Origin of the sequence: Microcoleus vaginatus FACHB-2002 (assembly GCF_040004035.1) — a bacterium.
In the GTDB taxonomy this organism is placed as follows: domain Bacteria; phylum Cyanobacteriota; class Cyanobacteriia; order Cyanobacteriales; family Microcoleaceae; genus Microcoleus; species Microcoleus vaginatus_C.
The window spans coordinates 1-10,888 of the sequence record NZ_JAMPLN010000056.1; the positions used below are offsets into that span (position 1 = coordinate 1).

Annotated in this window: 10 protein-coding genes and 2 pseudogenes; 3 read left to right on the forward strand and 9 right to left on the reverse strand. The window is 43.5% G+C overall.

Features of this window, described 5'->3' with window-relative positions:
* Nucleotides 1-101: 101 nt before the first annotated feature.
* From NDI35_RS27750 to NDI35_RS27790, 9 genes and pseudogenes are all read right to left on the reverse strand, one after another.
* Nucleotides 102-335 (reverse strand): annotated as a pseudogene (locus tag NDI35_RS27750) (reverse transcriptase N-terminal domain-containing protein); the annotation flags it as partial.
* 127 nt (nt 336-462) lie between these two features.
* Nucleotides 463-1,968, reverse strand: coding sequence for a group II intron reverse transcriptase/maturase (locus tag NDI35_RS27755; RefSeq protein WP_445315517.1), 1,506 nt, complete (start codon nt 1,966-1,968; stop codon nt 463-465).
* Between the two features lie 812 nt (nt 1,969-2,780).
* Nucleotides 2,781-2,936, reverse strand: coding sequence for a hypothetical protein (locus NDI35_RS27760; protein ID WP_333050788.1), 156 nt, complete (start codon nt 2,934-2,936; stop codon nt 2,781-2,783).
* 95 nt (nt 2,937-3,031) lie between these two features.
* Complete coding sequence (locus tag NDI35_RS27765) at nt 3,032-3,322, reverse strand: competence protein CoiA family protein (RefSeq protein WP_445315518.1); 291 nt, start codon at nt 3,320-3,322, stop codon at nt 3,032-3,034.
* A 201-nt stretch (nt 3,323-3,523) separates the two neighbouring features.
* On the reverse strand, nt 3,524-4,225 hold the full coding sequence (locus tag NDI35_RS27770; protein WP_445315519.1) for a tyrosine-type recombinase/integrase: 702 nt from the start codon (nt 4,223-4,225) through the stop codon (nt 3,524-3,526).
* Nucleotides 4,226-5,137: 912 nt separating this feature from the next.
* Nucleotides 5,138-5,359, reverse strand: a complete 222-nt coding sequence (locus tag NDI35_RS27775; protein WP_445315520.1) for a helix-turn-helix domain-containing protein — start codon at nt 5,357-5,359, stop codon at nt 5,138-5,140.
* A 200-nt stretch (nt 5,360-5,559) separates the two neighbouring features.
* Nucleotides 5,560-5,685, reverse strand: a complete 126-nt coding sequence (locus tag NDI35_RS27780) for a DUF6760 family protein (RefSeq protein WP_332957685.1) — start codon at nt 5,683-5,685, stop codon at nt 5,560-5,562.
* 5 nt (nt 5,686-5,690) lie between these two features.
* The gene (locus tag NDI35_RS27785) at nt 5,691-6,083 is read right to left on the reverse strand and encodes a phage tail assembly protein (protein WP_333339199.1); all 393 of its coding nucleotides are present in this window, start codon (nt 6,081-6,083) and stop codon (nt 5,691-5,693) included.
* Nucleotides 6,084-6,107: 24 nt separating this feature from the next.
* A complete protein-coding gene (locus NDI35_RS27790) occupies nt 6,108-7,970 on the reverse strand; it encodes a tetratricopeptide repeat protein (RefSeq protein ID WP_445315521.1) in 1,863 nt (620 codons plus the stop codon).
* A 230-nt stretch (nt 7,971-8,200) separates the two neighbouring features.
* Here NDI35_RS27790 and NDI35_RS27795 point away from each other — a divergent pair, with 230 nt between their 5' ends.
* The 3 genes and pseudogenes from NDI35_RS27795 (at nt 8,201) to NDI35_RS27800 (ending at nt 10,731) form a co-directional block, all read left to right on the forward strand.
* On the forward strand, nt 8,201-9,307 hold the full coding sequence (locus tag NDI35_RS27795) for a pentapeptide repeat-containing protein (protein ID WP_510182644.1): 1,107 nt from the start codon (nt 8,201-8,203) through the stop codon (nt 9,305-9,307).
* Between the two features lie 3 nt (nt 9,308-9,310).
* Nucleotides 9,311-9,358, forward strand: a pseudogene (locus tag NDI35_RS29630) (pentapeptide repeat-containing protein); the annotation flags it as partial.
* 149 nt (nt 9,359-9,507) lie between these two features.
* Complete coding sequence (locus tag NDI35_RS27800; RefSeq protein WP_445315522.1) at nt 9,508-10,731, forward strand: DUF4159 domain-containing protein; 1,224 nt, start codon at nt 9,508-9,510, stop codon at nt 10,729-10,731.
* Nucleotides 10,732-10,888 lie beyond the last annotated feature (157 nt).

Consider the following 10,888-nt stretch of genomic DNA (forward strand, 5'->3'; position numbering starts at 1 on the left):
ATAGTTGTTGAATTAATGAAAATAAGACCTAATAAATTGCCATTTTTTCAGAAGGGTATGAGAGCTATGTCCTTGATTCAGTCTATGTTTTAACAGGGTTGTCACCCCGTCAGGTCTAGGCGTTCTTGATGGGTCAAGGATGCTTTGCCGTCTATACCTGATGTTTTCTTGCCTGCATTTAGCTGTGTTACTTGACGGATTGCCAGTAATCTTGCTGCACGGGACTTCAGAATTAGCTTCTGTAATGACTTAACTTTACGCAGGTCATTTTCTCGAATAGCTTTGTACACTCGTTTTTGTAGGCGGAATAAATTCCTACGGAATTGCTTCCAGGGTAATTTACTCCAAAATTCACTAGCGTTAAGACTGTGGTGGAGTCGAGGGGGAGTATGATCTCCCGCCCCTCTCCGTTAGATCCGGACGTGCGCCTTTCGGTGCATCCGGCTCCCGATAATCTAAGGCTTAGCCTTTGCTCATGTGGAGGTAATCGTGGCAGCTTTCATGGATTGCTACCAGATTACTAGGCTTCCAGTTGTTGTGGTTGCCGTCAATGTGGTGAAGATGCACCCGTTCGTCATCATTGAATTTAAGCCCACATTGCCCACATGAATGATGCTGTCTTTTAAGTGTTCTGGCTGTGGCTCCGTCGTATTTATCGGAGTTTCTCTTGCTCCAGTAGATGGTGTCGCCGTCGAAGGGGCTTTTATTTCCCTTGACATTGACGTGCTTATTTTCTGAGTAGGGAACGCTTGGGAAAGCCTTATCGGTTAAGGCATCAACCTGATAACGGTTAAGTTTTCGTTCTCTACTGAAAACCTTCCATGCTCTGTGGCGTGTGTGCCACAGCGAGAAACGAGAACCCTCCATTTTGCAATAGCGGTGGTAGTTTCTCCATCCCCTGATGATAGGAGCCAATTTTTCAGCCTTGACTTCAGCACCATAATTCGAGTTGTTGACGATGTGTTTGACTTTGGTTTGGAATGCTTTGAAGTTTTCTTCAGAAGGACTACTTCTAAACTTTCCATTTTCTTGTACCCTAAAATTCCATCCAAGAAAGTCAAATCCATCTGTCGAGGCTACCAGTTTTGTTTTGGAGGCTTTAACGTTCAACCCCCATAGTGCTAGGAATTCTTCCACCTTAGTTAGGACTTTGGCGGCGTCGTCGTTTGGCTTGAGAATAAACACCATGTCATCGGCATATCTTACCGATTGATGAATGTCTTCTATTCCGTCAAGTGCTATGTTGGCTAGTAGCGGGCTAATGACTCCGCCTTGAGGTGTACCTTGGTCAGGAAAGTCTGGACTAATTCCAGACTTCAGGCATTTCCACAATCCAGTCTTAATAGACTGGGGCGCTATTATTTTGCTCATTAGCATACTATGGTTGATGCGGTCGAAACATTTCTCAATATCTAGCTCCAGAATTCTCTTTGCTTTGCCTCCATGATTGGATTGCAAATTTATGAAGAGTACCTTCTGGGCATCGTGCGCCGAGCGTCCAGGTCTAAAACCGTAGCTTCGTGCATGGAATAATGCTTCGTGTGCTGGTTCGATGGCGTACTTGGCGAGACATTGCCAAGCTCTATCTGAGATTGTAGGAACTTTCAGAATTCGCTTAGTACCATCCTTTTTTGGGATTGGAATTTCTCTAAGTCCTTGATGTTCCCAGTGACGCACTTTGTTCTTTAGAATCTCGTTCAATTCAAAGCGTTCTTTGGCACTAAGACTTGCTTTACCATCTACGCCAGCAGTTTTCTTACCCTGATTGAGTTGTGTCACTTGACGAATTGCCAGCAACCTAGCACTTTGGCTTCTCAGTATTAGCTTTTGAAGCTTTCTGGCTCGTGCCTTGTCTCCAACTTGAATAGCTTTCCACAATCTGACTTGTAGGCGAAATAAGTTGCGCCGGAACTTCTTCCAATGCAATGTCTTCCATGATTCGCTAGTTATTACACTGCGTCCAACCATACTCTACTTACCTTCTTGTGTTCTGATTACCTCAGCGAAATTACTCGCTGTCCTACCCGATGCCTAAGAGTTCCGTGTCCTGTCTCACCTACTGGAGTTTCGACCTGCTCCAGACTCAAACATCGTTTTTATTCGTTCCTCTTCCCGATTGGCTGACGATTTAGGGCGGTTCAATTTGCCTACTCTCTTCTCAGGGTTGCTCCTGTTTTAGACAGAACGAAGCGAGAGTTTCGAGAGTGAAGTCCACATTGTTTGTTCAGATTGTGGCTTGCATGAAAGACACTTTTCCAGAACCTATTTACCCATGTCGTCTCCCCATTAACGCCAGTGCGCCTATCTGTTTTGGCTCTGATTGCGTCCTGTTTCCAGCTTCACTCTGTAAGATTCCAGGCTTACTCGGTGTGGACAGGTTGGGAGTCACATCACCCTAGATGGACGGGACTTAAACCCGTATCTTGGAAGAAGTTATGAGGGATAAAGCACCCTTTCCCTCACCTCAGCTTATGTATTCGGCTGAGAACGAATCGCACGTCTAATCATGCTCTGCTCTGTTGAGTGTTTTCTGAATACCTTGCGAAAATTACTTCGCATCCTACCCGTCTTGAGAGAGTTCCGTATCTCATCTTACCTACATGGAAATCGACGTACCCATGACTCTCAAGTCGTTTTTATTCGTTCCCTCAGATGATTGATTGTTCCATTAGGTGTAGCCAATTTAACTATCAGAAACCCAAGATTCTGGACGCTATTGTGGAAATGATGCGTCGGGCTTTAGCTCTGATGAGGTCAGGGTTTTTTAAGTTATGCCCTGCCTAGGTGTAAGTTACTTTTTTAGGCTCGGTTTCACCGTAGGAACTCCCTGTTAGCACCAGTGTCAGCCCATAACAGCCGTCTGATTGTGCCCTGTTCCCAGCTTCACTCTCCAAGAATTGAGCTTGGTCGGTGTGAGCAGATAAGGAGTCACGCATGAATCTTGCGGGAAGGACTTGCACCTTCATCAATCTGAGAGTTCAGTGCTCAACCTAGGGGTCAAGTTTCACTGGATTAGTTATTTACGGATTGATTACCGAGATTCACTAATCAACGAATCGCACTTCCACAGCACCTTCAACTGTTCTAATTCCTCACCCTTAAGTTGTATGTTGAAATTATCGTAGAGGGGCAGCGAGGGAAATGCTTTGGTTTTAATCCGCTGCGAAACTGATTTACAAGTTTCCCCGGTGTGCGCGAAGTGGTGTTCTTTCACGGAACCCTTTTTTGCTGTGAGGGAGCCTCCGCAGTAGAGACAAGCGAGGTTAGTTTTTCCGCGCACAACTTCATCAATGCTCGCCAGTTCGCCACGCTTGAGCAACACCAAATTTTAGCCACATCGCCCTTCAATTCTCCTAAAAGCAGGTTTCGTAGGTGCACCCGCTCCACACGAGCGACGATTCTAACAAATCAAGAGGTGAGGGCTTCTGCCGGGCGGGGAGAAAGCGATCTGCATTCCATTTGGGATGCGTGACTTTAATCCTTGCGTCCAAAATCTAAAATCTAAAATTTAAAATTGCGGGCGTCACCAATCGGGAATTTCTTCAGGCTCCGAGTCTGCTTGGGCTTGTGACAGTTGGTGAGGGGGCAACGGATTTTGTGGGGTTGGGGGAGCTAAATCAGGATATGGATGTTTTCTGACGTAGGAAAGGGTAGAGAGTGCAGAGACGGCCCCGCGTACTTGGTCGGGCCGCACTTCTAAGTATTTCTGCAATTGTTCTAAGTTGCGGTGGCCGCTGATTTCTTGAATAATCCGCAATGGGATACCCGCGTTGCTCATCTGGGTGAGGGCTGACCTTCTGAGGCTGTGGGTGGAAGCGCCGATGATGCCAACTTTTTCGCAGGCTTCTTGGAATAGGTGAGAGGCGGCTTCCGGGTTCGCGTGTTTCCAGCGGTGATTGAGATGGCGGCTGGGGAATAGGTAGGGGTGTGAGGGATGTTTGTAGGTTTCTAACAGCAGCCTCAACTCTTGGATGATCGGGATAGTGCGGGTGCCGAGCTTGCCTTTGGTGTTGCCTTTGCGGATGATCATTTCGGAGCGGATGACATTCGCTGGGGTGAAAACATCGATGACTTTCAAGCTGCACGCTTCGGCAATGCGGCAGGCAGTATAGAGACAAACTCCAAAGAGGGCGCGATCTCGGTCGCTCTGCAAACCTTCGTTGAACAGCAGTTCGATTTCCTGTTGCGTGAGTATCTTGGCTTGTCCGTGTCCCTCTATCTTCATCTTGGTGTATACCGACCCGACACCTGAGAGTTTGCCGCAAATACTGCATTACTGCATCCGTCGGGGGTATTTCTTAATGCGGCGGTTCAGAAGTCGGCAAGTTTTGGCAGGGCGAGATCATTCCGGTTTATTGATATGTTTGGTTAATGATACAAGCACTTACAGCGGATTGCAGGTTCATAAAGTACAGTAGCAGCAGCTTGTAAACCAGTTTTTGAAGTGCTTAGTATTGATTCCTTCAAGCGCATACGCCAAGTATTACGTCAACGCGGAGTGGTAGTAGTTGGCGAGAAATGACGTAAAAAAGCTTTTAGTTGCGACCACCATAATTCGATTGGATTTTGGATTAAAGTCAGGATTCGGGAGGTGATAAATTCAGTACACTGCCACCCGCTGCTTGAATCAATGGTTCGAGCACCGCCAACTTATGAGCTGGTAGATTATCAATTGACTTCGACTGCACCCTCCCATAAGTTGGGCACTAAAAAGTGTTCCACAAAAACTTTAAACGCCTTACTATCCATCTACCCATCTAGCGTCATTATTCCTACTACTTTTTTAAAACTTACTGCTCCGACAACTGTAATTTGTCCAGCCCGATAAAATAGTTTTAAATTGTAGACTCTACTACCATATCTTGAACGAGCGGGGGTTCGTGTTAACCCCAATAAAACGCCCATTTTATCCAATAAAACGAGGTTGTTAGTGTCGATATTTTTCACTTTTTCCCAATATTCACACATATAAATTTGCACTCTCTCAGTGGCAGACTTACTGCTGCGTATGGTCTTTTTTTTCGCGTCAAATTTTGTTTTTGTATTTCACGACACATCATGCTAGGGCTGATAGCTTCCTTGTAGCTCATAAGCCAATATTCACAATATTCTGACAACGTGCTATCCGGATATTTTTCTACCATCTGGTCAATTCAGTTGTGCGCGAGTGTAACACACTTTTCAGGCTTCCACCCTGTTGTTTGGGTTGAACATGACCAGTCGTTTGTTTTTGTTTTAAAATTTTTTGAACAAACCCTTTACTCACATCAAATCTGGCGGCTACTTTCCTAATTGATGGATCACCTTGTTGATATATTTTAACTATTTCCTCACGAAACTCAATCGAATAAGGTTTCATTGTTTTCGCTTCTGATGGTTGAGCCTCCTAGTTTGTCGCCAGCGACCATTGCCGTTCTTGAGTGGAGCGACAATCGCGCTCATCAGGTCTGTTTAGTCTAAACTCCAGTTAAGTCGAACTACCTCAAAAAAGAGCTTTTGGGGGCGATAAACTGCTATGAGCGATCGCAGTATCTCAAATGGGTTCTATCAGGCTCCCGTTCAAGCCTTTGGGTTCAATAAACCGATTTGCCTTACCCAAAGCCGGCGATTAGTATGTTCTAAATTCAAAATGTCTTCTAAAGACCAGTGGAAATGAAATGCGATGCAGGCTACCTCCTCATACACTTGGTCTAGGGGGTAGCGAAGGACTCCCCCGATAGTTCAAGCTCCACATTAAAGTCGTTACTGCATTTGGGACATTTAACAGGAAGAGATGCAATACCCTGTTGATTAATTCGGTTATAAAACTCTCTTAGATAGGCAAGATCGTAGGTAAAAAGATTCTCTAACAAATCAGGCGTGACTTCAACTAAATCGCCCAAATTGGTAATTACGAGGGAAAGCATCACTAAAAATCCATAAGCTGGATTATCTTGAACTAAACGGTTTTTTTGAACATAAATTTCATCTTTGGCAGTGGCAAGGCGCATAAATCCTTGGGAGTGAACTTTTCCCTGGTCATCTACTAAGCCTCTAGGGAGGCTAAATTTAAATTCTGTTTGCAGTGAGTTTTTATTAGGCATAAGCGGGGTTCCTAACAGATTGGATCAAATTGGGAGCTTGAATTTTTCTAATAACAAATCTCGTTGTTGCTGAGCTAGCTCGTAATTGGGATTAATGTTTAAAGCGGCTTCAAAGGCTTCGAGAGCTTCTTGATATCGCCCCACTCCTTCTAAGGCTAAACCTTTACCAGTCAAAACATAAAAGTTGTTGGGGCTGATGCTGCTAGCTTTTTCGTAGGCATATAATGCTCGATTATACTGTTTCAAAGTTACCAATACTACAGCTAGATTGTACCATGCTTCAAAGGATTTAGGGTTAAGTTCAATGCTAAAGCTTGCGGACTTTAGGGCGTTTTGGTAATCGCTCAAGTGCCATAATGCTACGCTTTTGTTTGCTAAAACATCAGCGCAGTAGTTTTGTGCTGATTCCAAAACTTTTTCGTATTCTTTCAATAGCCATATTCCTAAATTTTTTCGGTTATACAAAATTTTATTACAGGTTAAATTAGCTTGAAAATTAATCTCGCTGTCAAAGGCTTTTTCGTAAGCTTGGATTGCCAAACTATTTTGTCTTAACGTACTGAATATTCGGCCAGTGTTGAACCAGGCTTGAGTGTAGTTAGGATTAATTTCCACTGATTTTTGCAGGGCAACCAGGGCGTCTTGATACTTTTGTAAATGCCACAAACTGACGCCTTTGTTGTTCCAAGCTTCTGCCATGTTTGCATTAATATCAATAGCTCGTTCAGCGGAATTCAGCGCTTCTTGGTATTGCCCCAGCCCGATCGACGCACTGCTATGTTGATTCCACGCATAAGCGGGATTTTTATCTCCCCAATTGCCATCTCCATTCATTGCACTATTGCAGGCTGTTAGTGCTTCTTTGTACTTAGCTAATCGATTGAGTGTGGCGCAGCGATTGACTTGAGCGAAAGCTGATTTAGGATTAATTTGAATGGCTTTGTTATAAGAAGTCAGTGCTTTTTCATTCTGCCCCAATTTTTCTAAGAGAATTCCTTGGTTCGCCCAGACAGTAGCATCGTTAGGATTAATCGCTAAAGCTTTTTCGTAAGATGCGATCGCGTCTAATATTTTTCCTGCCCTTTGTTGCGCTATAGCGAGGTTGGTAAAAGCTGGCGCTGGTAGCGCATCTATCGCGCGAGCGCAAGCCGCGAGTGCTTCTTCCTGTCTCCCTAAATCGGATAAAGTGCCGCAGCGCTCAACTTGGGCAATCGCATCATCTGGATCAATACTTAAAGCTCGCTCGAACGAGATCAGGGCTGCTTCATTTTGCCCTAAGTTTCTTTGCGCTAAACCTCTATTATACCAGGCAATCGCCGGTGTTCCATTGCCCCAATTTCCATTTACTCGCAATGCTTTTTCCTGGGAGGCTATCGCTTCATCATACTTACCCAAGTGATATAATGCTTCGCCACGACGAGTCCAAGCCTGAGAATTTTTGGCGTCAAACCGCAGTAAAAAATCATAGGAATTTACCGCTTCGGCGTATCGTTTTAACTGTAACAGGGCATTGCTGCGACTAGACCAAATCTGACGGTTTTTGCTTTTTGGTTTGAGGGTGAGTGCTTGTTCGCAAGCTACCAGTGCTTCCGCATAGTTCTGTTTGCTTTCTAAGACCTGACACTGGGCAACCCAGAAGTTAAAATCTTTTAAGCCAAAGTTGTCTGATCGTGCTTGAGATAGCAGTCTATCGCTGAAGTGAGCGGGATTATCCCCCATTGCTAATGATTGAGGTTCAGCCGAAAGACTTTGTTTCTGTAGTGGCAGCATTAATGCTGCCACTACAGAAATAAACCTGCATGAGGTACGACTGTCAAGGCCTGTACTTATTCGATTCTTAACAGCGAGAGCTAGAAATCGCAGCAGTTCGGGAGATATCTTAAACATATAATATCCCAGCCAAATGCAGAAACTGAGAAAATTTTTTCAAGCGCCGTTAAACTAAGTTATAGCAGATTTTAAATTTTTTCTATAAAGTAATACATTTTTTAACAATGACAGGACTTACGCAAAAAGTAGCTTGATACACTACCTATAGCGGTAAGGTGCGCAATGTTTACAATACATATAGAGTGTATGCGTCCATAGCTGAATGAATTTTACTAATGCTAGCTGAAATGATGAGAAGCAAAATTTTGACCCACTGGTTAACGGCGATTGCTGGGCTGTACCTGTTGGGAGTAGGGACAGAAGCCCGATCGCAAGATACCTCAGCGGTGCAACGGTTGCGGGAAACTAGAAACTGTGCGGGATGTAACCTCAGCAACGCCAACCTGGCAAACATCTACCTGCACCAAGCCAATCTGAGAAACGCCAATCTGAGAAACGCCAACTTGAGTAATGCTGACTTAAGTGGTGCTTATCTGAGAAATGCCAACCTGAGCAATGCTAACCTGCGTGGTGCAAACCTCAGGGGTACTAATTTACGAAACGCCGATCTTAGAGGAACAAATTTTAGAGATGCTAAACTTAACGACGAAACAGAAATTGATAGCAAGTGGCGTATTGTCTGGGAAATTGCGAATCAATCCATCAGCGGTCGATATCTGCGGGGAGCCGATTTAGAAGGTGCGAACTTGAGCAACCTAAATCTCAGTCAAATTAACCTAGAAAATGCCAATTTAATAGGTACTAACCTCAGCGGCACCAACTTGCAGAATATTAACTTAAGTAATGCCAATTTATTGCGAGCAGACTTGTTTATTGCCGAGCTTACAAATGCCAATCTCACTAATGCTAATCTCACTAAAGCTAACCTCAGTCAAGCCAACCTCAGCAAAACCAACCTCAGTCAAGCCAATCTCCATCAAGCTAACCTCAATAGCGCTAACTTGCGCGACGCCAATCTGAGTAATACAAACCTAATTTTTGCCAATTTTAGAGAAGGGGACTTGACTGAAACTAACTTGGATGGAGCCAACTTAAATAGCGCCAGCTTATTTAATGTAAACCTTAAAGATATTTACTTGAGCAGCACTAATTTACCGGGTATTAACCTCAGAAGCGTAAATTTTCGAGAAGTTAGCATCAGAAAAAATAAGCTGATACGAAGCAACTTTGATGACTTGAAGTTGAGCGGTGCTTGTTTAATGGGCGCTGATTTAAACGCAATCAATTTGCAACAAGCCATCTTAATAACAGCCAAACTTAGAGAAGTAAATTTAAGAAATGCTAATCTGATTAATGCTGGTTTAAGCGGTGTCAACTTAAGCCGAACCGGCTAGAGCAATGCAGACTTAAGAGGCGCTAATTTAAGTAATGCCAATTTAAAATGAGCAACTTTAAGTGGAACTAACTTAAGCACTAATACTAATTTTTGTGGTACAATCATGCCGGATGGGAGTCAAAAGCGTTGCTAATTGGTAATTAGCCACTCTAGAGCGTTTATCCAGTCTCCAATCCAAAATCTAAAATCTAAAATTGTATGACTCATCAATCTTTTCCGCTACCGCCGATCGCTCCTTTTGAACGCCTTCATATTTATGACGGTTTGATGATGAATAGGCAACGGTGGCTGTTGGCGCACGATTACCACCGCCGCCGCCAAAACGTTCACTATCAATCGCTCAATCAGCCGGGAATTGTTTGTGGATTGGGAGTAAGATTAATTGCTCCACCTTCTGAAATTGCAGCAAAATTTCGCGATCGACGTTGGTTAGAAATTCAACCAGGAATTGCGATTGATGTAGAAGGAAATCCGATAGTTGTTGACGAAGCTATTGACCGAACATATCGAATTAAAACCGAAGCACCTGTAACTGCAACTTTGACAGTTTACTTGGTAGTTAGTTATGTAGAACCTGATAATCCAGAACAACAGCAAAATACTGAATCGTTACGAGAATGGTTGCGATTTGACGAAAAAATTCAGCCTCCAACTGCCAAAGAAATAGAATTGTGTAGAATTAAATTGCAACCCGGTATAGTTAAACTAGAGAACCCCACGGATGTTTTATTCCCCTCATTTAATCAGTTAGATTTACGCTACCGCATCCAAGCCCAAGCCAGACCTCAAGCAGTAATAAAAGTGGCTCATATGAAACAAAAAGAGACAGATGACATCTACAATACTGCGAGGCTAAATTTGAGTGAGCGCTACCGAGAAAATCTTTCTTTTTTAATCCAATCTGTCGCCGCACTTTACCCGCATTTGCAAGCAGAAACAGAAATCGGACAAGCTAGCTTGCAAATGCCACAATCCGTCGCTCCGTATGATTTGGTTTATTTCGCCGATTGGCAAATAGTTGAACTAGATGAAGCAGAAATTGACACGCTAAAGACTTATTTAAAAACGGGTGGTATCATTTTAATTGATTCTCCAACTAATAACAAATTCCTAGTCGAGAGTATCAACAACATCATTACCCAAGAACTAGAAACTAATTTGCAATTGTGGCAAGAATTGAGTCGCAATCATCCCTTAAGAACCCAACCTTTTTTGTTTGGTACTCTACCAAATATTAATCAGTCGCCCATGCAAATTTGGCAAGGAGGTGGAATTATTTTAGTGACTGGCACTTTGTCAAATGCTTGGGGATTAGATGACGAATTACTAAATCGAAATGACATCCGTACCGCTCAAGAGTTAGGAATTAACATCCTGCATTTTGCCCTACGTCGGCGTCAGATTATGCAGTTGATACAATAGATATTTATTAAAGATGCACTTAAGGGGGGCGGGTTTATTTATCTCTTGAGCTAGTTTCAAATATTTTGGGGTTATCCCGCCCGTACAGCGCCAAAAACACTTGCACGAGCGAAGATACTGAACAGGGTATGATTATCAATTATATGGGAGAGCAAAA

Bases quoted from the DNA above. Each gene is read 5' to 3' on its own strand.
- NDI35_RS27775 (WP_445315520.1), bottom strand. From the start codon at position 5,359: ATGAAACCTTATTCGATTGAGTTTCGTGAGGAAATAGTTAAAATATAT.
- NDI35_RS27755 (WP_445315517.1), bottom strand. From the start codon at position 1,968: ATGGTTGGACGCAGTGTAATAACTAGCGAATCATGGAAGACATTGCAT.
- NDI35_RS27790 (WP_445315521.1), bottom strand. From the start codon at position 7,970: ATGTTTAAGATATCTCCCGAACTGCTGCGATTTCTAGCTCTCGCTGTT.
- NDI35_RS27770 (WP_445315519.1), bottom strand. From the start codon at position 4,225: ATGAAGATAGAGGGACACGGACAAGCCAAGATACTCACGCAACAGGAA.
- NDI35_RS27800 (WP_445315522.1), top strand. From the start codon at position 9,508: ATGACTCATCAATCTTTTCCGCTACCGCCGATCGCTCCTTTTGAACGC.
- NDI35_RS27760 (WP_333050788.1), bottom strand. From the start codon at position 2,936: ATGCGTGACTCCTTATCTGCTCACACCGACCAAGCTCAATTCTTGGAG.
- NDI35_RS27785 (WP_333339199.1), bottom strand. From the start codon at position 6,083: ATGCCTAATAAAAACTCACTGCAAACAGAATTTAAATTTAGCCTCCCT.
- NDI35_RS27795 (WP_510182644.1), top strand. From the start codon at position 8,201: ATGATGAGAAGCAAAATTTTGACCCACTGGTTAACGGCGATTGCTGGG.